We start from the raw sequence: 22764 nt of genomic DNA, 5'->3' as shown, positions 1-22764 counted from the left end.
CTTAATCCGACTCGCTTGAAAATGCTCATTATTCGGTCGCATTGGCTGAGACTTGATCAAATTTCTGTAAGAAATTTTGATAAGTCTGCCCGCAGATTTTTGCTTGTCAAAAATCTGTGTTCCTTTATTTTCCGCTGGATAAGATTTTTCATCAGCTTTACTGAAATTAAAAAAGACAGTCAACTTTGTGACTGCCTTTGTTTAAGGTTTTTTCTATATATCCAAGTCCGACTCCTTTGAAAAAACTCCCTACTCGGTCGTTTTTTCTGCAGTCGCTGGATAAGATTTTTCATCAGCTCATGCTTCGCTTACGCTTGCATTCGCTGTGAAAACCAGAAAAACCGAGACTCGTCTCGGTTTTTCTTATCATTACATCATACCCATGCCTGGATTCATTGGAGGCATTGCTGGTGCATCTTCTTTTATGTTTGCTACTGCTGCTTCTGTTGTCAAGATCATTGATGCTACACTTGATGCGTTTTGTAGTGCTGATCTTGTTACTTTTGTTGGGTCTACTATTCCGGCTTTTTTCATATCTACGTATTCTGACTTGTATGCATCGAAGCCGATTCCTGCTTCTTTTGTCTTTACGTGTTCTACGATTACTGAGCCTTCTAGCCCTGCGTTTTCTGCTATTTGTTTTAGTGGTTCTTCTAGGGCTCTTAGGATAATGTTAGCTCCTGTTTTTTCGTCGCCTTCTAGTTGGTCAACTACTTTTGCAACTGCGTCGATTGAGTCGATTAGTACAGTTCCACCACCTGCAACGATTCCTTCTTCTACTGCTGCTCTTGTTGCTGCTAGAGCATCTTCGATTCTTAACTTTCTTTCCTTTAATTCAACTTCTGTTGCTGCTCCAACTTGGATAACTGCAACTCCGCCAGAAAGTTTTGCAAGTCTTTCTTGTAATTTTTCTTTATCAAATTCTGAGTCTGTTTCTTCGATTTGGTTTTTAATGTGGCTAATTCTGTTTTCAAGTTCAGATTTTTCGCCTGCTCCATTTACAATTACTGTAAGTTCTTTTTCAACCCTAACCTTTGAAGCTGATCCAAGCATTTCAATTGTTGCATCCTTTAGATCTTGACCTAGGTCAGATGATACAACTTGTCCACCTGTTAGGATTGCAATGTCTTGAAGCATGTCTTTTCTTCTGTCGCCATAGCCTGGAGCCTTTACTCCAACTACGTTAAGTGTTCCCCTAAGTGAGTTAACAACTAAAGTTGCAAGGGCTTCGCCGTCAATATCATCTGCAATAATAAGAAGTGGTTTTGATTGTTGAAGAACTTGTTCTAATAGTGGAAGGATTTCTTGGATATTTGAAATCTTCTTGTCTGTAATTAGGATGTATGGATCCTCTAATTCTGCAACCATCTTGTCAGAATCTGTCACCATGTATGGAGATAGGTAGCCCCTGTCAAATTGCATACCTTCAACAACGTCTAAGCTTGTTCCCATAGATTTTGATTCTTCAACTGTGATAACTCCGTCGTTTCCAACCTTTTCCATTGCTTCAGAAATAAGTTTTCCAACTTGTTCGTTAGCAGCAGAAATTGAAGCAACTTGTTCAATAGCTTCCTTTGAAGAAACTTCTGTTGAAAAGTGTTTGATTTCTTCAACTGCAGCTTCAACTGCCTTAGCAATACCCTTTTGAAGAACCATTGGGTTTGCACCTGCTGCAAGGTTTCTCATGCCTTCTCTAATTATAGCTTGAGCAAGTAGAGTAGCTGTTGTAGTACCGTCCCCTGCAACGTCATTAGTCTTAGTAGCAACTTCCTTTAAAAGTTGTGCTCCCATATTTTCAAATTTATCTTCACATTCAATTTCTCTTGCAATAGTAACACCATCGTTTGTGATAAGTGGTGTGCCATATTCCTTGTCTAAGATAACATTTCTTCCCTTAGGTCCAAGAGTTACCTTTACTGTATCTGCAAGGGTGTTAATTCCCTTTATTAAGCCTTTTCTAGCATCTTCTGAAAATTTAATTTCCTTTGCCATTTTTATCATCTCTCCTTATTCAATAAGCCTTATTCAATAACTGCCAAGATGTCTTGGAACTTGATTATAGTGTATTTTTCGTGGTCAAGTTCAATGTCATTTCCTGCGTATTTAGAGAAAATAACCTTGTCTCCAACCTTAACAAGTCCCTTCATATCTTCGTCTGTATCTAATTTGTTGCCAGTCGCAATAACTTCTGCGATGTTTGATTCTTCCTTTGCTGAAGAAGGAAGGACAATACCAGAAGCAGTAGTTTCTTCTTTTTCAATCTTTTTAATGACAATCTTGTCATCAAGTGGTCTCAATTTCATATATATAAGCCTCCTAAAATTTATAATTTATTTTTAGCACTCGCTAGTCTCTTCTGCTAATATGTATATGATAACTCAAATAAAAACTTTTTTCAAGTAGTTGGGGGAGAAAATTATTTTAAAAGCTACGCTTTTATAATTGCTCTTGGAGGGGCTTAGGGGCATCGTGAGGCCCCTTGCCCCTCCAAACCACCCCCTTCACCCCACGTACGTTGAGTCCAAAAAAATCGGTCATGCTAAATTTTCAAAACTCATTCGCTTCGCGAATTCAAACAGTTGAAAATTTTTAACGCATAACCAATTTTTTTGCTCATTATATACACTCGATTAGTTTACAGCTCAAACCAAAAGATGATTTTAATAATAATGTCATAAGAGATTGTCACCTCACAACTAATTATTAAGTTATAGTTTGTTAGAATGCTATAAAAAATTATGACTTAACTATTAATTTTTAAGTTACATTTTTTTGAGGAGTTATAAAAAATTATAACTACACGAATAATTATCAAATAAAAAAAGCTTAATAAATACTAGATTAAGCTCTATCTATTTATAACTTTGTCTTAAATTGTTAAGTTAGCAATAATGCCCCAGCTTGTTGAAGTCTTATGAGTTTTTAAATTTTACCAATAAGTCGCAAGCTAGTAAGGCAGTAAGCAAAAAGTTCGGAGACGTTAAAAAAATTTCACTGTTTGAGCGAAGCGAGTTTGAAATTTTTAGTCGGAGAGCTTTTTGCGTATTAATGGGTCGGGCCCCTGCCAGGTCGTTGGGGGTGGTAAGGGGAGGTTTGGAGGGGACAAGGGCGAATCGAAACGCCCTAAGTCCCCTCCAATTGTAAATATAAAAGCATAAGCTTTTAATAAAACTTTTTAACGAAAACTTCTTTATTAAGTATTTTTAAAAAGTCCTTTTTTTTACTTTTTTCTCTTTCCTCTCAAGCTCCAAAAGCTTCTTCTTAACATCTACTCCCCCAGCATAGCCTCTTAAACTCCCATCACTTCCTATTACCCTGTGGCAGGGTATTATCAAGGAAATTGGGTTGTGACCTACTGCTCCTCCAACTGCCTGGTTGGATACTCTTTCATACTTCCCACTTGCAAGTAAGGCTTCTCCAACTTCCTTATAGGTCCTTGTCTTTCCATAGGGAATCTTAAGTAAAATATCCCAGACGTCTTTTCTAAATTCACTTCCACTTACATTTATTGGAGGAATAAAGCTTGGATCTTCTCCTAAGAAATATTTATCTAACCAAGTTTCTGTGAGTCTTAAAATTTTACAGTCCTCTTCTTTAGAAGAAAATAAGACCTCATCATTAATTAAAACTACATCACTATCTCTTAGTTTCTCTGCAAACTCTTTATGACTGTATAGGTAGAGTCCAAGCAAGGCTTCTTCATCAAAAACTATTAATATGTCCCCCAGCAAGGACTTGTAAATTTTTTTATAGAGCATATGGCCTCCAAAAGTTTATAAAAAAAAGGAAACCCCATTGGATTTCCTTATACTAATTCTATAATTGAAATTTCTGCGCCGTCTCCACGTCTTGGACCCATCTTTAAAACTCTAGTGTATCCACCGTTTCTGTCAGCATATTTTTCTGCATACTCAGTAAATAGTTTTGTTACAACATCTTCTGAATAAATATATGCTAAAGCTTGTCTTCTTGCGTGAAGATCGCCTCTTTTTCCAAGTGTAATCATACGATCAGCAATTCTTTGAACTTCTTTTGCTCTTGTGTGAGTAGTTTGAATTCTACCTTCAGCTAAGAGAGAAGTAACAAGGTTTCTTAGCATTGCACGTCTATGACTTGAATTACGGCCAAGTTTTCTATTTTTTGCCATAATATCCTCCTTATTCTTCTTCAGGTTTGAGGCTTAAGCCTAACTCGTCAAGTTTTTCAGTTACTTCTAGTAGAGATTTTCTACCTAGATTTCTAACCTTCATCATTTCACTTTCAGTTTTATTAGTTAGTTCCTCAACACTATTTATGCCTGCTCTCTTTAGGCAATTGAATGATCTTACAGATAAGTCTAATTCTTCAACTGTCATTTCGAGAACTTTTTCCTTTTGATCCTCTTCTTTTTCAACCATCAAATTTATTTCACTGACATGTTCTTTTAGGCCAATGAAGAGTTCAAGATGTTCTGTCAAGATTTTTGCTGCAAGAGATGTTGCTTCGTCAGCCTTCATTGAACCATCTGTTGTAACTTCGAGGATTAATCTATCGAAGTCTGTTCTTTGTCCAACTCTTGTGTTTTCGACCTTCCAGTTTACTTTTTCCACAGGAGTGAAGTTAGAATCCATAGGAATAATTCCTATTTCAGATATTTCTTCCTTTTTAAGTTCAGAAGGTTCATAGCCTCTTCCCTTTTCCACCATCATTTCAAGATAGAAATCAGCATCATCATTTAGGGTTGCTATATGTTGATCTGGATTAATAATACTTACATGTGGAACAAGTTCAATATCAGAGGCTTTTATTTCACCCTTGCCCTTTTTTTCTATTACTAGTTTTACAGGCTCATCTTCAGTCATCTTTAAAACTATAGATTTAATATTTAAAACTATTTCAGGTACATCTTCCAATACTCCTGGAATTGTATCAAATTCATGTTCAACGCCACGTATATTGATAAAAGATACAGCTGCGCCCGGTAGAGAGGAAAGTAACACTCTTCTTAAGGAATTTCCAATAGTGATACCAAATCCAGCTTCTAGAGGTTCAACGACAAACTTGCCATATAAACCTGATTCATCTAATTCTTCAATACTAATCCTAGGTTTTTCAATTTCAATCATGGGTACCCTCCTTCTCGGTAAATAGTTTAGACTCTTCTACGTTTTGGTGGTCTACATCCATTGTGAGGAATTGGAGTAACATCTTTAATCATTGTTACTTCAAGACCTGATGCTTGAAGAGATCTAATAGCAGCTTCTCTTCCTGAGCCTGGACCCTTAACATATACGTCAACGCTTTTTAGTCCGTGTTCTTTAGCTTTTTCAGCTGCTTCTTGTGCTGCCTCTTGTGCTGCAAAAGGAGTAGACTTTCTTGAACCTCTAAATCCAAGTTGTCCAGCACTAGCCCAAGATATAACATTACCGTTAATATCAGTAAGAGTAACCATAGTGTTGTTAAATGTTGAAGCTATATGTGCTTCACCTTTTTCAATATTTTTACGTACACGTCTTCTAGCACGTGTAGCTTTTTGTTTTTTTGCCATTTAAGTCCCCCCTTACTTACCCTTAGAAACAAGTTTCTTAGGACCTTTTCTTGTCCTAGCATTTGTCTTAGTCTTTTGTCCTCTTACAGGAAGACCCATTTTATGTCTTCTTCCACGGTAGCAGTTGATTTCACGAAGTCTCTTGATGTTCATAGCAACATCACGACGTAAATCACCTTCTACGTGGTACTTATCAATTTCTTCTCTAATTTTAGCAAGTTCTGCTTCTGTTAGGTCTTTAACACGAGTGTCAAAGTCTACGCCAGCTGCAGTTAATATTTCTTGAGATCTGGGTTTTCCAATACCATAGATGTAAGTGAGTCCAATTTCAACTCTTTTTTCTCTAGGTAAATCAACACCGGAAATTCTAGCCATAATTACCTCCCTTATCCCTGTCTTTGTTTATGTTTCGGATTTTCACAGATTACCATTACTCTTCCGTTTCTTTTAATAATTTTGCACTTTTCGCACATCTTTTTTACAGATGGTCTTACTTTCATTTAAATGCCTCCTGACTCTGGATTATTTCTTTCTCCAAGTTATTCTACCTCGTGTAAGATCATAAGGTGAAAGCTCAACTGTCACCTTATCACCAGGAAGAATTCTAATATAATTCATTCTCAATTTACCTGAAATATGAGCAAGTATGATATGTCCATTTTCAAGTTCAACCTTGAAATGAGTATTTGGAAGAGCGTCAACAACAACGCCTTCTACTTCAATTACATCTTCTTTAGCCATATTATTAAGGATCCTCCTTTAGCTATAAGGTAATAGTTTCTTTCTAATATAGATGTCACTAAAGTCACTTACCTCAGTATCTATGACATCCTTATATATATAAAGATGTTTTACCTTTTTTTTCTTTGGTCGATCTAGCTTTCTTAGTTTTCCATCAACGAGCAAGAGAAGGTCATCATCAATAATTTCCATTATGATATAAACCTTGCCCTCATCTCTACCCTTTTTGGATCTTACCACTTGTCCCTTCAAAAGACTAAATGTTTTATCCATGAACTATTCGAGACCAATAACTATATCGTCAAATACCTTGTCAATATCCTTTGCACCGTCAATGTCTATTAATAGATTTTGTGCTCTATAGTAGTCAATAAGAGGTGCTGTTTGATCAAAGTAAACAGAAATTCTAGTCTTTACAGTTTCTTCAGTGTCGTCATCTCTTTGAATAAGCTTAGTGCCGTCCTTATCACAAACTCCTTCTTCCTTTGGAGGATTGAATTTAACGTGATAAGTCATACCACAAGTTTTACAAACACGTCTTCCAACAGCTCTTTCAATTAAGATTTCAGGATCAACTGAAATGTTAATTACCTTAGTTAGCTTGTCGTCATTCTTATCTAAGATTGAGTCAAGGCTAACAGCTTGAGCTACAGTTCTTGGGAAACCGTCTAGTAGAAATCCTTCTTTAGCATCGTCCTTGTTAAGTCTATCTTCAACAAGTGCAATAACAAGATCATCAGGAACTAAAAGACCCTTGTCCATATAAGACTTAGCTTTCTTTCCAAGTTCAGTGTTGTTCTTAATATTTTCTCTAAAGATATCTCCAGTTGAAATATGTGGGATATTGTATCTCTTTACAATATATTCAGCTTGTGTACCTTTGCCGGCCCCTGGAGGTCCCAATATAACTAATTTCATAATTACCTCCTACTTATTCTTTAAGAATCCACGATAATTTCTCATGATTAATTGTTGTTCTAACACTCTGTGGATTTCAAGTACAACACCAACAACGATGATAATTGATGTACCACCATAGTTGAATTGTAGGCCTGAAATAAGTGTTAGGATAGTTGGAAGAACTGCAAGTATAGAAAGTGCAATTGCTCCCGGCATAACCAATCTATTTAAAGTTCTACCTAAATAATCACTTGTAGGTTTTCCTGCTCTAATACCACTAATAAAACCACCATTAGCTTGAAGGTTTTTAGAGTATTCAACAGTGTTGAATTGGATTGTAGTATAGAAGAATGTGAAAAATACAATAAGAATAACAGTAAATATTATATAAAGCACAGCTCCTGGTCCTCCAGCTGGAGTTAACCATTTTTGAATCCAATTTCTAGTTGATTCACTTGTAAACATAGCAATAGTTGCTGGAATAGCAAGTAGTGAGTTAGCGAAGATAATTGGCATAACACCAGTCATTAAAACCTTAATAGGAATATGAGTTGATTGTCCACCGTACATCTTTCTACCAACAACTCTCTTTGCATATTGTACAGGAATTCTTCTTTCACCTTCAGTTAGTGTTACTACAAAAACAACAATTGCAATAGCAATTATTATGAATAGCACTAAGAAAATTGGGCTAGACTTTCCTGCCTTAACAAGAGCAACAGATTGAGCTATATCAAGTGGGAATCTTGAAACAATACCTGCAAAAATTAAGATTGAAATACCATTTCCGATTCCGTGTTCAGTTATTTGTTCTCCTATCCAAATTAGTACCGCTGTACCAGCAACTATTGATAGGATAATAGTTGTGTATTCAATAGCACTTGTTGCGTTAACTGCTTTTCTAAATAGACCAAAAGTATAACCAACTGCTTGAATAAGAGCGATAGCAATAGAAAGGTATCTAGTGTATTTTGCAATAGCCTTTCTACCAGTTTCTCCTTCTTTTGCAAGAGATTCCAATGAAGGAATAGCAATTGTCAAAAGTTGAAGAATGATTGATGCTGTAACATAAGGATAAATGTTAGCAGCAAATATAGTAAATCTTCTAAAGTTTCCCCCTGCCATTAAGTCAAGGAAGGAGAAAATTGATCCACCTGATCCAGAAAAAATTTGTGAAATCACTTGTGAATTCATATAAGGAACAGCGATGTGTGATCCAAGTCTATATAATAGAAGCATGAAAAGAGTGAAAAGCATCTTCTTACGAAGAGATTCAATCTTCCACGCATCCCTAAAAGTGGACAGCATTAAATCACCTCGGCCTTTCCTCCGCAAGCCTCAATTTTTTCTATAGCAGATTTTGAGAAATGCTGAGCTTTAACAGTTAATTTAACATTTAATTCACCATCTCCCAAGATTCTAAGTCCGTCTTTAGCCTTACCAGCCTTTATAAATTTATTTTCGATTAAGAATTCAGGAGTGATTTCAGTTCCTTCTTCAAATACATTAAGATCAGCTACGTTTAATACAGCGTATTCTTTCTTAAAGATATTTGTAAATCCTCTCTTAGGAAGACGTCTGAATAGTGGCATTTGTCCACCTTCAAATCCAGGTCTTACTCCGCCGCCACTTCTAGCATTTTGGCCTTTGTGACCCTTGCCGGAAGTCTTACCAGTACCGGAACCAATTCCACGACCTACTCTTTTTCTAGCTTTAACTCCGCCGCCTTCGTTAGGTCTTAAGTCATGTAACTTCATTAGGTACACCTCCTTATTCTACTACTTCGATCATATAATCGACTTGTTTTAACATTCCTCTGATTTGAGGAGTGTCATTTTTTTCGATAACTTGGTTTAACTTTTTAAAACCAAGAGCTTTGATTGTTTTTCTGTGTTTAGGTACTTTACCGATAGGACTTTTAACAAGTTTAATTTTAATTGTACTCATGATTTTCCTCCTATCCTAAAATTTCTTCAACAGATTTATTTCTAAGTCTTGCAACAGATTCTGCAGTCTTAAGAGACTTTAGACCTTCCATAGTTGCATTAACAACGTTTCTTGGGTTGTTTGTACCAATGTTTTTAGTACGAATATCAGTAATACCTGCAAGTTCGCATACAGCACGTACTGCACCACCGGCAATAACTCCTGTACCTTCTCTTGCTGGCTTTAAGAAAACTCTACCTGCACCATAAATTCCAGTTACTTGATGAGGAATAGAAGTGTTTAGTAAGTTAATTCTTACAATATTCTTTCTAGCATCTTGTGTTGCTTTTCTTATTGCTTCAGGAACTTCAAGAGCTTTACCAGTACCTACACCAACGTGTCCGTTTTTGTCACCAACTACTACAAGAGCTGAGAATCTAAAGTTTCTACCACCCTTAACTACTTTGGCAACTCTGTTTATAGATACAACTCTTTCTTCAAGATCAAGTTCTGCCGCATTTATTAATGAACGCTCCATTACTTCCTCCTTCTTAGAATTTTAGACCAGCTTCTCTAGCTGCATCAGCAAGTGCTTTGATTTTACCGTGGAAAATATATCCACTTCTATCAAAGACAACTTCTTCAATTCCTTTTTCTAATGCCTTTTTAGCAATAGATTCTCCAACAGATTTAGCTGCTTCAATATTTCCAGTGTTTTCTAAGTTCAATCCCTTGTCAAGTGTAGATGCACTTAATAAAGTATTGCCAGCTTCATCATCAATTAATTGAGCATAAATATGTTTAGATGATCTGTAAACTGAAAGTCTAGGCTTCATTGAAGTTCCGGAGATGTGATTTCTAATTCTTTTGTGTCTTTTAATTCTGTTTTCGTTTCTATTAATTTTATTTAACACTTAAATTCTCCTTTCTTACTTACCAGTCTTACCAACTTTACGTCTTACATGTTCATCAGTATATCTAATACCCTTACCCTTATATGGTTCAGGTTCTCTGAAGCGTCTAATGTAAGCAGCATAAGCGCCAACTTGTTGTTTATCGTTACCTTTAACAATAATTGAGTTAGGAGATGGAACTTCTACTTCAATACCTTCTGGATCTTCTATATCAAGAGGGTGAGAGAATCCTAAGTTTAGAGAAAGAACTTTTCCCTTCTTAGCAGCTCTATATCCTGTTCCAATTATTTCTAGAGATTTTGTATAACCTTCTGTAACGCCAATTATCATATTGTAAATTAGAGTTCTAGTTAAACCGTGAAGTGCCTTAATTCTTTTAATATCATTTGGTCTTTCTACAGTGAGAACTCCGTCATTTAATTCTATTCTTAAATCTTTATCGAAAGATTGTGTTAGTTCACCCTTTGGTCCCTTAACAGTAACTGTTTGGCCGTCAACTTTAACTTCAACGCCCTTTGGGATTTCAATAGGTTTTTTGCCAATTCTTGACATTTTTCACCTCCAAATTACCAAACGTAGCAGATTACCTCTCCGCCAACTTTTTCTTGTCTTGCCATTTTATCTGAAATTATTCCCTTAGATGTAGAGATAATTGCAATTCCTAGTCCTCCAAGAACTTTAGGAACATCGTCGCACTTAACATAAACTCTAAGTCCCGGTTTTGATATTCTCTTTAATCCAGAGATAACTCTTTCACCGTCTTGAGAATATTTAAGATCTATTTTAATCATTCCTTGTTTGTCGTCTTCAACAACGTCATATCCTTTAATATAACCTTCATCAAGAAGAATCTTAGCGATTTCTTTTTTGATGTTTGAGCAAGGAACATCAACAGATTTGTGTCTTGCATTATTTGCATTTCTAATTCTTGATAGCATATCTGCAATTGGGTCTGTCATCATATCAGTTTGCCTCCTTTCATCTAAGGCTTATTACCAGCTAGCTTTTCTTACGCCAGGGATTTGTCCTTTATACGCAAGTTCTCTAAAGCAAATTCTACATATTCCATATTTTTGTAAAACTGAATGTGGTCTTCCACAAATTTTACATCTTGTATACTCACGAGAAGAATACTTTTGTTTCCTCTTTTGTTTAGCAATCATTGATTTTTTAGCCACTTTGTACCTCCTTAAGCCTTAGCAAAAGGCATTCCCATTTTGTCTAGGAATTCTTTAGCTTCTTCATCAGTTTTAGCTGTAGTTACTATATTGATGTCCATACCTCTAATAGTGTCTACTTTATCGTATTCGATTTCTGGGAAGATAAGTTGTTCTTTAAGACCTAGTGCATAGTTACCTCTGCCGTCAAATGCAGTTGGCTTAACACCTCTAAAGTCTCTTACTCTTGGAAGAGCAACGTTCATAAGCTTATCTAAGAAATCGTACATTCTTTCGCCTCTTAGAGTTACCTTAACACCAACATTTTGACCTTCACGAAGTTTAAAGTTAGCTATAGATTTTCTTGCCTTAGTAACAAGCGCCTTTTGACCTGAAATAATAGTTAGGTCTTCAACAGCTGCTTCTAGAGCCTTGTGGTTATCTTTAGCTTCGCCAAGACCAATGTTAATAGTGATCTTTTCAAGTTTCGGTACTTCCATAACGCTTTTATAATTGAAGCGTTCCATTAGGTGGCCCACAACTTCTGTCTTATATTTTTCTTGTAATCTTGAAGTCATTATTCTACCCCCTACTTAATTGTCTTTCCGCTAGATTTTGCAAATCTAACTTTTTTTCCGTCTTCAAATTTATAACCAACTCTAGTAGCCTTGCCTGATGCACTGTCAAAGTACATTACGTTAGATACGTGAATTGGCGCTTCCATTTTTTCAATTCCACCTGGTGCTTGAGGTCCCTTTGGTTTCATGTGTTTAGTTACAACATTAACCTTTTCTACAACAACTAAGTCTTTCTTAGGAATTGTTCTTAGGACTTTACCAGTCTTGCCTTTATCTTTTCCGGCTATAACTTTTACGATGTCATCTTTTTTAATTCTCATATTACACCTCCAAATTATAGTACTTCCGGAGCTAGAGATATAATCTTCATAAAGTTTCCAGCTCTAAGTTCTCTAGTTACAGGTCCAAAAATACGAGTCCCAACAGGGCTTCTATCATCTTTTATTACAACAGCTGCGTTATCGTCAAATTTGATGTAAGATCCGTCTTTTCTGCTGATTCCCTTGTTTGTTCTAACAATAACTGCCTTTACAACAGAACCTTTTTTGACAACGCCACCGGGTGTTGCATGTTTAACAGAACATACTACAATATCACCAATGTTAGCTGTTCTTCTATTAGTACCACCAAGGACTTTAACAACAGATAGTTCTCTTGCACCTGAATTGTCAGCAACACGCAATCTTGTTTCTTGTTGAATCATGTTATTCTCCTTTCAAGCTAAAATTATTGAGCCTTTTCAATAATTTCTACAAGTCTCCATCTTTTATCTTTACTTAGTGGTCTAGTTTCCATAACTCTTACGCGATCACCAATACCACATTCATTATTTTCATCATGAGCCTTGAAATTAGTAGACTTCTTAAATCTCTTCTTATAGATTGGATGAGTCTTTAAAGTCTCAGTTTGAACTACAATAGTCTTATCCATCTTATCGCTTACAACAATTCCTGTTATAGTTTTTCTTGAATTTCTTTCCATGAGATTAAGCCTCCTTTCCAACTTCAAGTTCACGTTCTCTAATGATCGTTTTTACTCTTGCTATATCTCTTTTAACACTTTTAATACTTGATGGATTGTCAAGTTGGCCAGTTGCCAATCTGAATCTCAAATTAAAAAGTTCATTTTTAAGTTCATTAACTTTGTTATTTAAATCTTCGCTAGACATCTTGCGGATTTCATTAGCCTTCATTTGAGTCACCATCCTTATCTTTCATAACGAATTTCGTTTTAATAGGGAGTTTCATGGATGCAAGTCTCATAGCTTCTCTTGCAACTTCTTCTGAAACACCACCCATTTCAAATAAAACTCTACCTGGTTTAACAACTGCTACCCAGTATTCTGGCGCACCTTTACCGGAACCCATACGAGTTTCAGCAGGCTTTTCTGTAACAGGTTTGTCTGGGAAAATCTTAATCCAGATATTTCCACCTCTACGAATATATCTTGTCATAGCACGACGTGCCGCTTCTATTTGATTTGAAGTTATCCAACAAGGTTCTAAAGCTTTTATACCATATTCGCCGTATGCAAGCTCATTACCACGCATAGCCTTGCCCTTCATTCTGCCTCTGTGAACTTTACGATATTTTACTCTCTTAGGCATCAACATGACTATTCCCCCCTTCTTTAAGACTCTTTATTTTTATTGTCTCTTCTATTATTTCTATTGAAATTATTGTTTCTGTTATCGCGTCTCTTGCGATTTCTGTTATCTCTATTATCTCTAGGTTTTCTTCCTCTTTCATCTTCGATTTCAGGAAGAACTTCACCCTTGTATAACCAAACTTTAACGCCTAGTTTTCCGTAAGTTGTATCAGCTTCAGCAAAACCGTAGTCAATGTCAGCTCTTAAAGTTTGTAGAGGAATAGTTCCTTCAGAATATCCTTCAGTTCTTGCCATGTCAGCACCGCCAAGACGACCTGCAACAGAAGTTTTAATACCAAGTGCTCCTTGACGCATAGTTCTTTGGATTGCTTGTTTCATAGCACGTCTAAATGCAACTCTTCTTTCAAGAGCTTCAGCAATACCTTCAGCAACGATTTGTGCATCTAGGTCTGGGTTTTTAATTTCTTCTACATTTATTACAACAGATTTATCTGTAAGTTTTTCAATTTCAGTTCTTAGTTCTTCGACACCAGCACCGCCACGGCCAATTACCATGCCTGGTTTTGCTGTATGAATAGAAACTTTAACTCTATTAGCAGCTCTTTCGATTTCGATTTTAGAGATACCTGCAGCATAAAGTTTTTTCTTAACGTAATTTCTAATATTGTTGTCTTCAACTAAAAGATCGGCAAAATTTTTCTTATCTGCGTACCATTTTGAATCCCAATCTTTGATTACTCCAACACGAAGTCCATGTGGGTTTACTTTTTGACCCATTCTCTACCTCCTTACTCTCTTTCTGCTACTACAACGCCAATGTGACTTGATCTCTTTAAAATTGGATAAGCCATACCTTTAGCCTTAGGACGGAATCTCTTCATTGTTGGACCTTCGTTTGCGTAAGCCTTTTTAACATAAAGATCTCCTCTGTCTAGGTTAAGGTTGTTTTCAGCGTTAGCTACAGCTGAATGTAGTACCTTATATAGTTCATGAGCTCCTCTTTTATTAGTAAACTTTAAAATAGAGAGGGCTTCATCAACGCTTTTTCCGCGTATTTCTGCGCAAATATAGTTCACCTTAAGAGGTGATATTCTAACATATTTAGCAATTGCTTGTGCTTGCATTATAACCCTCCTTACTTAAGTGTTGTACTCTTTTCGCTCTTGCCGCCGTGGCCTCTATATGTTCTTGTTGGAACAAATTCACCTAATTTATGTCCTACCATGTCTTCAGTAATATATACTGGCACATGTTTTCTGCCGTCGTGAACAGCAATTGTGTGAGAAACAAATTCAGGGAAAATAGTTGAGCGACGAGACCAAGTTTTTATTACTTTGTGTTCGTTCTTATCATTAAGCTCGTCAACCTTCTTTAGAAGGTGTTCATCAGCAAATGGTCCTTTTTTTATTGATCTACTCATTAATACCCTCCGATTACTTAGTTCTTCTTCTTACAATATACATGTCAGATTTTTTAGATTTCTTTCTAGTCTTAAGTCCTAGAGCTTTCTTGCCCCAAGGAGTCATTGGTGAAGGTCTACCAATTGGAGTTCTACCTTCCCCACCACCATGAGGGTGATCAACAGGGTTCATTGCAGATCCTCTTACGTGAGGTCTCTTTCCAAGATATCTGCTCTTACCTGCCTTACCTAAAGTGATAAGTTCGTGAGAAATATTTCCAACTTGTCCAATAGTTGCCTTACATCTTAGATCGATTAATCTAAATTCACCTGAAGGAAGTCTAAGTTGAGCGAACTTTCCTTCTTTTGCCATAAGTTGTGCAGATGATCCAGCAGATCTTGCAATTTGTCCACCCTTACCTGGAGTCATTTCGATGTTGTGTACTGTTGTACCAACTGGAATGTCAGCAAGTCTTAGTGTATTACCAACTTTAATATCTGCATCTGATCCAGATTCAACTACGTCTCCTACCTTTAAACCATTTGGTTGGATGATGTATCTTTTTTCACCATCAGCATAGTTTAGAAGAGCAATGTAAGCTGTTCTGTATGGATCGTATTCAATAGCTGCTACTCTTGCAGGAATATTGTCTTTATCTCTCTTTAAATCTATAATTCTGTATTTTCTTTTAACTCCGCCGCCTCTATGTCTACTAGTAATTCTACCGTGAGCATTTCTACCGGCAGTCTTGTTGATAGTTGTTACAAGAGATCTTTCAGGTGTTGTCTTAGTAATCTCTTCAAATGTAGCAACTGTCATTTTTCTACGGGAAGGAGTTGTAGGTTTAAATCCTCTAATCGCCATTATTAATACCTCCTACTATCAGATAGAATCAAAAAATTCTATCGGCTCTGAGTCATCAGTAAGCTTAACTATAGCCTTTTTCCATGAAGGACGTCTTCCTTGATGAACTCCTTGTCTTTTAAGTTTACCACGCATATTCATTGTATATACTTTTTCAACCTTAACGCCGAAGATTTCTTCAACAGCTTCTCTGATTTCAGGTTTTGTAGCAGTTTTAACAACTTCAAAAGTGTATTTGTTTTCTGCCATCATGTCCATACTTTGTTCAGTGACTAAAGGTCTTTTTATAACGTCAAATTTATTCATCAGTTAAAAACCTCCTCAACAACATCAAGTGCAGACTTTGTGATAACAAGGTTATCGTACTTTAATAAGTCGTATACGTTAATGTCTGTAGCTCTTGATGTCTTAACACCAGCGATGTTTCTTGCTGCTCTTTGAACATCTTTTTCGTCGTCATTAACAACTACAAGTGCTTTCTTTCCAGCACCGATATTCTTTAAGATGTTAGCAAAAACTTTTGTCTTAGCTTCTTCCATTTGGATAGAATCTACAAGAATCATTTCGCCATCTTGTAACTTGCTTGTAAGAACTGACTTAAGAGCAACTCTTCTAGCCTTCTTAGGAGTTGTGTAAGAGTAATCTCTTGGTTTCTTAGCGAAAACAACTCCACCGCCTCTCCATTGAGGTGATCTAATAGAACCTTGTCTTGCACGACCAGTTCCCTTTTGTCTCCAAGGTTTTCTTCCGCCTCCACGAACTTCAGCACGTGTCTTAGCAGAGTGAGTACCTTGTCTTTTGTTAGCTAAAATATTTTTAACAACTAAATAAACAGCATGAGTGCTAACAGGAGCAGCAAATAGCCCTTCACTTAGTTCGACTTCTTCAACAGGATTTCCCTTAATGTCAATCATTTGAATTTTAGGCATTTCTTAACCTCCCTATCTTATTTAGTCATTTTAACAGTGCTTTTAATTCTAACAGTTCCCTTCTTAGGTCCTGGAATAGCACCCTTAACTAAAATTAAATTTTTATCTGTATCTATTCTTACGATTTCTAAGTTTTGTACAGTAACTCTTTCGTTACCCATTTTTCCAGCCATTCTGTGGTTTTTCCAAACTTTTCCTGGATAAGAAGCAGCTCCCATACCACCTGGCATTCTGTGGAATTTAGAACCGTGAGTTTCTCTACCACGACCGAAGTTGTGGCGTTTGATAATACCAGCAGTTCCTTTACCCTTTGAAGTTCCAACAACATCAACGTGTTCTCCAACTTCAAATAAATCTACTTTTATTTCATCGCCTAGGTTGTAAGATTCTACATCATCAGTTCTGAATTCTGAAAGATGTTTTCTGTATCCTACACCAGCTTTGTCTAAATGTCCCTTCTCAGGTTTGTTTAATCTTCTTTCTTTAACCTCTTGTGTTGCAACTTGGATAGCGTTATATCCATCACTTTCAATTGTTTTCTTTTGCACAACAACATTTGGTTCTACTTCAATAACTGAGACAGGAGTGACAATACCCTCTTCATCAAAAATTTGGGTCATGCCAATTTTTTTACCTACTAAATATTTCATGTTGCACCTCCTAATATTTACAGCGGACTTCTATTTAGAAGTCATATAAAGCAAAGTTTTAAAGTTTAATTTCAATATCTACACCAGCTGGTAGATTTAACTTCATAAGTGAATCTACAGTTTTTTGTGTAGGGTTTAATATATCAATTAGACGCTTGTGAGTTCTTTGCTCAAATTGTTCTCTTGAATCCTTGTACTTGTGTACAGCTCTTATAATTGTGATGATTTCCTTTTCAGTTGGAAGAGGAATTGGTCCAGATACTTCTGCACCGCTCTTCTTAGCAGCATCAACAATTCTTAGTGCTGAATTGTCAAGTAGTTCGTGATCATAAGCTTTAAGTTTAATTCTGATTTTTTGTTTGCCTTTGTTAGACATATTTACCTCCTATTCGCTAAAGCCTTACTTGCGAATGGGGTTATCGATACACGCACCCTGGTGTGTAAACAGGGCACATTTGAAAAAAAATAACCCACGCCCAAGTCCAGCTTGGACTTCTCTGTCATAATTACCTTGAAACTCCTTTTTTTCAACAAAATCTCAAGCAACTTATGACTTCATCGCAACATTCTTTTTAAACGCTCAAATATTATATAATAAAAAATCCCACTTGTAAAGGATATTTACAGGTTTTTTTGAATTTCTTCAGATTTTTTATTAAGAATATTTTTGCTATAAATTTTTGTGTCTAAATTTATAGACACTCCCTTTAATATAGTCTAAAAGTCTTATATTTGCAAGGCTTTATCTATATTTATAAAAATATTTTTAATTTTCTTCCTATTTATAAAAAAATTATTTTTTTACTTATTTTTTTCTAAGACTTACTAACTTTTAAAAATTTTTTCCTATTTTATTCGATTTTATTTTTTTATTTTTTTAACCTAAATTAGTAAAATATTTTTTTCTGAGTAGATATAAAAAATTCCCACAAGTTTTTAAATTTTTTCAAACCGCAAAAATTTTTTTATTAGACAAGCTTATGCAGGATCCCATATTATAGAAAGAATTAAAAAAAGTATGGCAGGCCACCATACTTTTCATACACTTTTTATTACTAATTTTTTATAATCTTTACTATTTTAATAAGATCACTTTGACTTAGTCATTAAATAATTATAAGCACCTAGGGCAGCTGTTGCACCAGATCCTTCTGCTATGACAATTTGCTTAAAGGCTGAGTTAGTGCAGTCCCCTGCTCCGTAAACTCCCTCAAGGCTTGTAGCCCCAAACTCATCTACAATAATTTCTCCACGAGGATTTTTTTCCACCATGTCTGCCCACTCAGTAATTGGCACAAGTCCAACTTGGATAAAGCAACCTTCAGTCTTTTCTTCTATGACTTCGCCACTTATCCTGTCCTTGTAAGAAATTTTTTCCAAAACTTTTTCTCCAGTCAAGGCTTGGGTCTCTGCATTAGTAACTATTCTTACATTTTTAAATTCCCTTAGCTTATCTTGAAGAACCTTGTCTGCCTTTAGTTCTGGCAAGAATTCTAAGACTAGGACTTCCTTGGCAAGGCTGGCAAGATCAATTGCAGCTTCTATACCAGAGTTACCTCCACCGATTACTGTTACCTTCTTACCCTTAAAGAGTGGTCCGTCACAGTGAGTGCAGTAGGCAACGCCCTTGTTCCTAAATTCTATCTCTCCAGGAATTCCAATTAACCTCCACTTGGCACCAGTGGCAATTATTACAGTTTTGGCAAAGAGCTCTCCCTTATTAGTAATAACTTTTAAAGGATTGCCTTCTTCAATACCACTTACAGATGCGCCTTCAATAATATCAACCTTGTACTTATCCAGATGAGCCTTCACATCATCCATGTACTTTGGCCCCTCTGTGTACTCAATCCCAGTGATGTTTTCTATTGAAAGAGTTTCCTTAACTTGACCGCCAAATTCTTTAGCTACAAGTCCAACCTTTATTCCCTTTCTCGCTCCATAGATTGCAGCTGTTGCCCCACCAGGACCGCCGCCAATAACAAGACTGTCAAAGACAGGTTTTTCTTCTAACTTTAAGTCCACTTCCTCATGACTAATCTTGTTTAAGATTTCATCTAAAGAAGACTTGCCATTGTTAAAGACTTCAGAGTTTAGATAAGTTGTTGGAACTGCCAAGACCCCAAGGTCCTCAACATAGTCTGTGAATACAGACCCATCAACCATTGTGTGCCTAATCTTTGGATTTAAGACTGCCATAATATTTAGAGCCTGTACAACTTCAGGGCAATTGTGACAGGATAGGCTCACCATAGTTTCAAATTCCATTTCCTCATCAAGGGCTTCTATCCTCTCCCTAGTCTTGTCATCAATCTTTGGAGGACGACCTCCAACTTGTAAGAGAGCAAGGATAAAGGACTCGAACTCATGACCTAGAGGAAGGCCAGCAAAAGTAACTCCACTTACAGACCCAGATGAAAGGCTAAAGCTTGGCTTAAACTTTAAGTCAGCTTCTTCAACTTTTATCTTATCTGTAAGGCTTATTACTTCATCTACAAAGTCCCTTAACTTTTTAGAATTTTCTGAATCATCAAGGCTAAGAGAAATTACAAGCTCTCTCTCGAGAAGTTGTAAATATCCCTTAACCTGATCTTTTAAATTTTGGTCTAACATTAAATCTTACCAACTAGGTCTAGGCCTGGAGTTAAAGTTTCTCCTGATTGTTTCCATTTTGCTGGACAAACTTGACCAGGATTGTTTCTTACAAATTGACCTGCACGAATCTTGTCGTAAACTTGACTTGCGTCACGGCCAATTCCATCAGCATTGATTTCTAGAGTTTGGATAACTCCATCTGGGTCAATGATAAAAGTTGCCCTTTGTGCAAGACCAGCTTCTTCATCTAGTACGTCAAAATCTCTTGCAATAGACTTGTGAGGGTCAGCTAACATTGTGAACTCAAGCTTGCTAATAGCTTCAGAGTGATCGTGCCAAGCCTTGTGAACGAAGTGAGTGTCAGTTGACATTGAGTAAACTTCTGCTCCAAGTTCCTTTAGCTTTCCATATTGCTCTTGCATATCTTCAAGCTCAGTTGGACATACGAAAGTGAAGTCAGCAGGGTAGAACATTAGAACTGTCCACTTGCCTTCAAAGTCCTTATTAGAAACTTCTACAAACTTTTCCTTACTAGGCGCATAGCCCATAGTTTTAAACTCAGGTATTTTCTTTCCTATTTGTGACATATTGTCCTCCTTATATTTAAATTTTTATTTGATAACAACTTTCAATATTTAATATACCCCGAAAAATTATCCTCTTTTAAGTTTATTAAGATAATTAGTTTAATGAAATCATAAAATTTTATTAGCCTGTAGATTATAATTACCTTGTAAAAATTTATGAGCTTGTAAAACTTAATTTAGTCATAAAATTTATAAAGATGCAAAAGTTAATGAAGTCATAAAAATTTATAAAGAAACAAAAGTTAATCAAGTTATAAAAATTTGTGGGTTAATAAATACTTATAAACTCATAATAAATTATAAGTTTAAAGACTTTGATTAAGTTTAAATAAATTATTATCCCCTGCAAGTTAATAAGCTTATACAAAAATATCAGACCATTAGAAACTACAAAATTCCATAAATATAAGTCTTAAAAATTTTTGATTATTTCTATCAATTATTAAAATTTTTATTAATACTTTCGCCCTTTTGGGGTATGATATAGATATATGGAATAAAATTTTAGGAGGAACTATGAAAATATTATTACTAATGAAAATTGTTCCTGACACTACAAATGCAAAAATCGATCCAGAAACAAAAAACCTAAAGAGAGATGGAATCAAAACAGTTATTAACCCATCAGATCTTTGCGGTTTAAAATTTGCACTTAATGTCACAGAACAAGTGGAAGAAGATGTACAAATTGACGTCCTAACTATGGGACCACCAGATTCAGACAAATATCTACGTGAGTGTATTCAAATGGGAGCAGAAGAAGCCTACTTATTAGAAGGCCTAGAGTTCAAAGGTTCCGATACTTTTGCAACATCTTATGCCCTAGCAGAAGCTATTAAACACATTGGCGACTATGACATCATCTTCACTGGCGACCAAACAATGGACGGAGACACTGGACAAGTTGGTCCTCAAATTGCAGAAAGACTTGGCATGAACCAAGTGACTTACATCTCCGACATCAATTACAAGGATGGCGAATTTGAAGTTAAAAGAAAGACTGCTGATGGAACTGAAACAGTTTCCTTAAAGACACCTTTCGTGGCATCTGCCCTTAAGGGTTCAGTTAACAAACCTTCAAAGTTTGCCCTAAAGAGATCTAGTATTGCAAAAGAAAAAGAAATTCACGACCTAACCGCAGAAAAACTTGGCCTTGACCTTGATAAGATTGGACAAAAGGGTTCCCTTACAGTGGTAAAAGACCTTTCTGCTCCAGACAAGAATGAAACAGGCAGGATAATTGACGAAGGTTCTGCTGACAAGAATATAGAAGCAATTGTTAAGATAATCGAAGATTCAAAAGTTTTAGTGTAGGTGATAATATGAAAAAAGGAAATATTTGGGTAATAAATGAAACTTCAGAAGGCTCACTTTCACTTATAACTAAAGAAATGATGTCTATAGCAAGAGAACTTTCTGATGAATTAGATAGAGAACTTGTAGCAGTAGAAATTGGCTACAAGAACGACGACAAGGTAAAATTATCAGGAAACCTTGGAGCAGACAAGGTAATCCAAGTTTCTGATGAACTTCTAGAAAATTATAACACAATGGCCTATGCCAAAGTCCTAGAAGGTCTAATGGATAAATATGATCCAGCAATAGTTATGCTTCCAGCATCACACGATGGACGTGACCTTGCAGGTAGGGTTTCAGCAAATAGAGGTCTTGGACTTGTTGCCGACTGTTCTAACCTTGAACTAACTGAAAACAAGGAAGACATCAAGTGGATCAGACCATCCTTCGATGGAAAATTATTGTGTGACATAAGAATCCTTTCTGAAGCTATGATGGCTACAATTGGTAGAGGCGCCTTCGTCGAAGCTCCTTTCGATGAAGGAAGAGAAGCTGAAGTAATAAAAGAAGATGCCAATATCACAGCTGATGATGTAAAGACAAAATTCATAAGCTTTGAAGAAGAAGAAATCAATCCACTTCTTGATAAGCTAATGAATGCAAAAGTTGTTGTATCTGGTGGTAGAGGACTTGGCGGACCAGAAAACTGGCACCTAGTAGAAGAACTTGCAGAAGCACTTGGCGGTGCAGTTGGAGCAACTAAGGCTGTAACAGACCTTGGTTGGTGTGACAAGGACCTACAAGTTGGTGTAACTGGAGTTCAAGTAAGACCAGACCTTTACATTGCCCTTGGACTTTCTGGAGCAATCCAACACACTAAGGGAATGGAAGATTCCACAACAATAATAGCCATCAACAACGACCCAGACGCTGCCATCTTCAAGACAGCTCACTATGGAATTGTTGACGACCTATTTAACGTAGTTCCTGGACTAATCGAAGCAATAAAAAACAGAAGATAAAACTACAGATAAAATAATTTAACTTAAAAAGCTTGGTGAAATTTTACTCTCACCAAGCTTTTTTAATGA

37 protein-coding genes are annotated in these 22764 nt (G+C 36.2%); 2 read left to right on the top strand and 35 right to left on the bottom strand.

Features of this window, described 5'->3' with window-relative positions; all coding sequences use genetic code 11:
- Positions 1-369: 369 nt before the first annotated feature.
- The 35 genes from groL to ahpC form a co-directional block, all read right to left on the bottom strand.
- Positions 370-1992, bottom strand: a complete 1623-nt coding sequence (gene groL / locus ACWPVO_RS01485; RefSeq protein ID WP_005957466.1) for a chaperonin GroEL — start codon at positions 1990-1992, stop codon at positions 370-372.
- 29 nt (positions 1993-2021) lie between these two features.
- Complete coding sequence (locus ACWPVO_RS01480) at positions 2022-2303, bottom strand: co-chaperone GroES (RefSeq protein ID WP_005957508.1); 282 nt, start codon at positions 2301-2303, stop codon at positions 2022-2024.
- 900 nt (positions 2304-3203) lie between these two features.
- Positions 3204-3758: a methylated-DNA--[protein]-cysteine S-methyltransferase gene (locus ACWPVO_RS01475; protein WP_454206074.1), complete on the bottom strand. Its 555-nt coding sequence runs from the start codon at positions 3756-3758 to the stop codon at positions 3204-3206.
- Positions 3759-3805: 47 nt separating this feature from the next.
- Positions 3806-4147 (bottom strand): 50S ribosomal protein L17, encoded by a 342-nt coding sequence (gene rplQ, locus ACWPVO_RS01470; RefSeq protein WP_005957415.1) that lies wholly within the window; start codon positions 4145-4147, stop codon positions 3806-3808.
- 10 nt (positions 4148-4157) lie between these two features.
- Positions 4158-5105: a DNA-directed RNA polymerase subunit alpha gene (locus ACWPVO_RS01465; protein WP_250341623.1), complete on the bottom strand. Its 948-nt coding sequence runs from the start codon at positions 5103-5105 to the stop codon at positions 4158-4160.
- Between the two features lie 26 nt (positions 5106-5131).
- Entirely contained in the window at positions 5132-5527 is a 396-nt protein-coding gene (rpsK, locus tag ACWPVO_RS01460; protein ID WP_005957371.1) for a 30S ribosomal protein S11, read from the bottom strand.
- A 12-nt stretch (positions 5528-5539) separates the two neighbouring features.
- A complete protein-coding gene (gene rpsM, locus ACWPVO_RS01455; RefSeq protein ID WP_005957375.1) occupies positions 5540-5902 on the bottom strand; it encodes a 30S ribosomal protein S13 in 363 nt (120 codons plus the stop codon).
- Positions 5903-5913: 11 nt separating this feature from the next.
- Entirely contained in the window at positions 5914-6027 is a 114-nt protein-coding gene (rpmJ, locus tag ACWPVO_RS01450) for a 50S ribosomal protein L36 (RefSeq protein WP_005957387.1), read from the bottom strand.
- A gap of 22 nt (positions 6028-6049) precedes the next feature.
- Positions 6050-6268: a translation initiation factor IF-1 gene (infA, locus tag ACWPVO_RS01445; RefSeq protein WP_005957367.1), complete on the bottom strand. Its 219-nt coding sequence runs from the start codon at positions 6266-6268 to the stop codon at positions 6050-6052.
- Between the two features lie 18 nt (positions 6269-6286).
- Positions 6287-6541 (bottom strand): KOW domain-containing RNA-binding protein, encoded by a 255-nt coding sequence (locus ACWPVO_RS01440; RefSeq protein ID WP_040541713.1) that lies wholly within the window; start codon positions 6539-6541, stop codon positions 6287-6289.
- Positions 6542-6544: 3 nt separating this feature from the next.
- Positions 6545-7186 carry an adenylate kinase gene (locus ACWPVO_RS01435; protein WP_005957369.1) on the bottom strand — a complete coding sequence of 214 codons (642 nt, stop codon included), beginning with the start codon at positions 7184-7186 and terminating at the stop codon, positions 6545-6547.
- A gap of 9 nt (positions 7187-7195) precedes the next feature.
- On the bottom strand, positions 7196-8476 hold the full coding sequence (gene secY / locus ACWPVO_RS01430) for a preprotein translocase subunit SecY (protein ID WP_454206069.1): 1281 nt from the start codon (positions 8474-8476) through the stop codon (positions 7196-7198).
- Complete coding sequence (gene rplO, locus ACWPVO_RS01425; RefSeq protein WP_005957515.1) at positions 8476-8925, bottom strand: 50S ribosomal protein L15; 450 nt, start codon at positions 8923-8925, stop codon at positions 8476-8478. The genes secY and rplO overlap by 1 nt, the downstream gene beginning before the upstream one ends.
- Before the next feature lie 13 nt (positions 8926-8938).
- Positions 8939-9115 (bottom strand): 50S ribosomal protein L30, encoded by a 177-nt coding sequence (gene rpmD, locus ACWPVO_RS01420; RefSeq protein WP_005957502.1) that lies wholly within the window; start codon positions 9113-9115, stop codon positions 8939-8941.
- A 10-nt stretch (positions 9116-9125) separates the two neighbouring features.
- Positions 9126-9632, bottom strand: coding sequence for a 30S ribosomal protein S5 (gene rpsE / locus ACWPVO_RS01415; RefSeq protein WP_005957480.1), 507 nt, complete (start codon positions 9630-9632; stop codon positions 9126-9128).
- Positions 9633-9645: 13 nt separating this feature from the next.
- Positions 9646-10008, bottom strand: coding sequence for a 50S ribosomal protein L18 (rplR, locus tag ACWPVO_RS01410; protein ID WP_005957497.1), 363 nt, complete (start codon positions 10006-10008; stop codon positions 9646-9648).
- A gap of 15 nt (positions 10009-10023) precedes the next feature.
- Complete coding sequence (rplF, locus tag ACWPVO_RS01405) at positions 10024-10560, bottom strand: 50S ribosomal protein L6 (RefSeq protein ID WP_005957448.1); 537 nt, start codon at positions 10558-10560, stop codon at positions 10024-10026.
- A gap of 14 nt (positions 10561-10574) precedes the next feature.
- Complete coding sequence (gene rpsH, locus ACWPVO_RS01400) at positions 10575-10970, bottom strand: 30S ribosomal protein S8 (RefSeq protein WP_454206066.1); 396 nt, start codon at positions 10968-10970, stop codon at positions 10575-10577.
- A gap of 30 nt (positions 10971-11000) precedes the next feature.
- Entirely contained in the window at positions 11001-11186 is a 186-nt protein-coding gene (locus ACWPVO_RS01395) for a type Z 30S ribosomal protein S14 (protein ID WP_005957510.1), read from the bottom strand.
- Between the two features lie 11 nt (positions 11187-11197).
- Complete coding sequence (rplE, locus tag ACWPVO_RS01390; RefSeq protein WP_060800690.1) at positions 11198-11743, bottom strand: 50S ribosomal protein L5; 546 nt, start codon at positions 11741-11743, stop codon at positions 11198-11200.
- Positions 11744-11754: 11 nt separating this feature from the next.
- Positions 11755-12063 (bottom strand): 50S ribosomal protein L24, encoded by a 309-nt coding sequence (gene rplX, locus ACWPVO_RS01385; protein WP_005957468.1) that lies wholly within the window; start codon positions 12061-12063, stop codon positions 11755-11757.
- Positions 12064-12077: 14 nt separating this feature from the next.
- Positions 12078-12446: a 50S ribosomal protein L14 gene (gene rplN, locus ACWPVO_RS01380; RefSeq protein WP_005957365.1), complete on the bottom strand. Its 369-nt coding sequence runs from the start codon at positions 12444-12446 to the stop codon at positions 12078-12080.
- Positions 12447-12469: 23 nt separating this feature from the next.
- Entirely contained in the window at positions 12470-12724 is a 255-nt protein-coding gene (gene rpsQ, locus ACWPVO_RS01375) for a 30S ribosomal protein S17 (protein WP_005957504.1), read from the bottom strand.
- Positions 12725-12728: 4 nt separating this feature from the next.
- Positions 12729-12935 carry a 50S ribosomal protein L29 gene (gene rpmC, locus ACWPVO_RS01370; RefSeq protein ID WP_060800689.1) on the bottom strand — a complete coding sequence of 69 codons (207 nt, stop codon included), beginning with the start codon at positions 12933-12935 and terminating at the stop codon, positions 12729-12731.
- Complete coding sequence (gene rplP / locus ACWPVO_RS01365) at positions 12925-13356, bottom strand: 50S ribosomal protein L16 (RefSeq protein WP_005957418.1); 432 nt, start codon at positions 13354-13356, stop codon at positions 12925-12927. The genes rpmC and rplP overlap by 11 nt, the downstream gene beginning before the upstream one ends.
- Before the next feature lie 17 nt (positions 13357-13373).
- Positions 13374-14129 (bottom strand): 30S ribosomal protein S3, encoded by a 756-nt coding sequence (gene rpsC / locus ACWPVO_RS01360; protein ID WP_060800688.1) that lies wholly within the window; start codon positions 14127-14129, stop codon positions 13374-13376.
- An 11-nt stretch (positions 14130-14140) separates the two neighbouring features.
- Complete coding sequence (rplV, locus tag ACWPVO_RS01355; protein WP_005957388.1) at positions 14141-14476, bottom strand: 50S ribosomal protein L22; 336 nt, start codon at positions 14474-14476, stop codon at positions 14141-14143.
- A gap of 11 nt (positions 14477-14487) precedes the next feature.
- Complete coding sequence (rpsS, locus tag ACWPVO_RS01350) at positions 14488-14772, bottom strand: 30S ribosomal protein S19 (protein ID WP_005957452.1); 285 nt, start codon at positions 14770-14772, stop codon at positions 14488-14490.
- A gap of 13 nt (positions 14773-14785) precedes the next feature.
- Positions 14786-15616: a 50S ribosomal protein L2 gene (gene rplB / locus ACWPVO_RS01345; RefSeq protein WP_454206061.1), complete on the bottom strand. Its 831-nt coding sequence runs from the start codon at positions 15614-15616 to the stop codon at positions 14786-14788.
- A gap of 18 nt (positions 15617-15634) precedes the next feature.
- Positions 15635-15922 carry a 50S ribosomal protein L23 gene (gene rplW, locus ACWPVO_RS01340; protein ID WP_005957514.1) on the bottom strand — a complete coding sequence of 96 codons (288 nt, stop codon included), beginning with the start codon at positions 15920-15922 and terminating at the stop codon, positions 15635-15637.
- Positions 15922-16545, bottom strand: coding sequence for a 50S ribosomal protein L4 (gene rplD / locus ACWPVO_RS01335; protein ID WP_062571962.1), 624 nt, complete (start codon positions 16543-16545; stop codon positions 15922-15924). The genes rplW and rplD overlap by 1 nt, the downstream gene beginning before the upstream one ends.
- A gap of 17 nt (positions 16546-16562) precedes the next feature.
- On the bottom strand, positions 16563-17195 hold the full coding sequence (gene rplC / locus ACWPVO_RS01330) for a 50S ribosomal protein L3 (RefSeq protein ID WP_005957434.1): 633 nt from the start codon (positions 17193-17195) through the stop codon (positions 16563-16565).
- Positions 17196-17253: 58 nt separating this feature from the next.
- Positions 17254-17571 (bottom strand): 30S ribosomal protein S10, encoded by a 318-nt coding sequence (gene rpsJ, locus ACWPVO_RS01325; RefSeq protein WP_005957385.1) that lies wholly within the window; start codon positions 17569-17571, stop codon positions 17254-17256.
- A 713-nt stretch (positions 17572-18284) separates the two neighbouring features.
- Positions 18285-19808, bottom strand: a complete 1524-nt coding sequence (gene ahpF, locus ACWPVO_RS01320; RefSeq protein ID WP_454206058.1) for an alkyl hydroperoxide reductase subunit F — start codon at positions 19806-19808, stop codon at positions 18285-18287.
- Positions 19808-20377, bottom strand: a complete 570-nt coding sequence (gene ahpC / locus ACWPVO_RS01315; RefSeq protein ID WP_454206056.1) for an alkyl hydroperoxide reductase subunit C — start codon at positions 20375-20377, stop codon at positions 19808-19810. Before ahpC ends, ahpF begins: the two co-directional genes overlap by 1 nt.
- A gap of 516 nt (positions 20378-20893) precedes the next feature.
- Between ahpC and ACWPVO_RS01310 the strand changes: the two genes are divergently transcribed.
- Both ACWPVO_RS01310 and ACWPVO_RS01305 read left to right on the top strand, forming a co-directional pair.
- The gene (locus tag ACWPVO_RS01310; RefSeq protein WP_454206054.1) at positions 20894-21691 is read left to right on the top strand and encodes an electron transfer flavoprotein subunit beta/FixA family protein; all 798 of its coding nucleotides are present in this window, start codon (positions 20894-20896) and stop codon (positions 21689-21691) included.
- Positions 21692-21699: 8 nt separating this feature from the next.
- The gene (locus ACWPVO_RS01305; protein ID WP_282924740.1) at positions 21700-22695 is read left to right on the top strand and encodes an electron transfer flavoprotein subunit alpha/FixB family protein; all 996 of its coding nucleotides are present in this window, start codon (positions 21700-21702) and stop codon (positions 22693-22695) included.
- The last annotated feature ends 69 nt before the right edge of the window (positions 22696-22764 follow it).

The sequence above is a fragment of the Peptoniphilus sp. Marseille-Q6390 genome (genome assembly GCF_965119475.1).
Note: the sequence above shows the minus strand (reverse complement) of the source record. Positions and strands in the feature narration are given on the sequence as shown.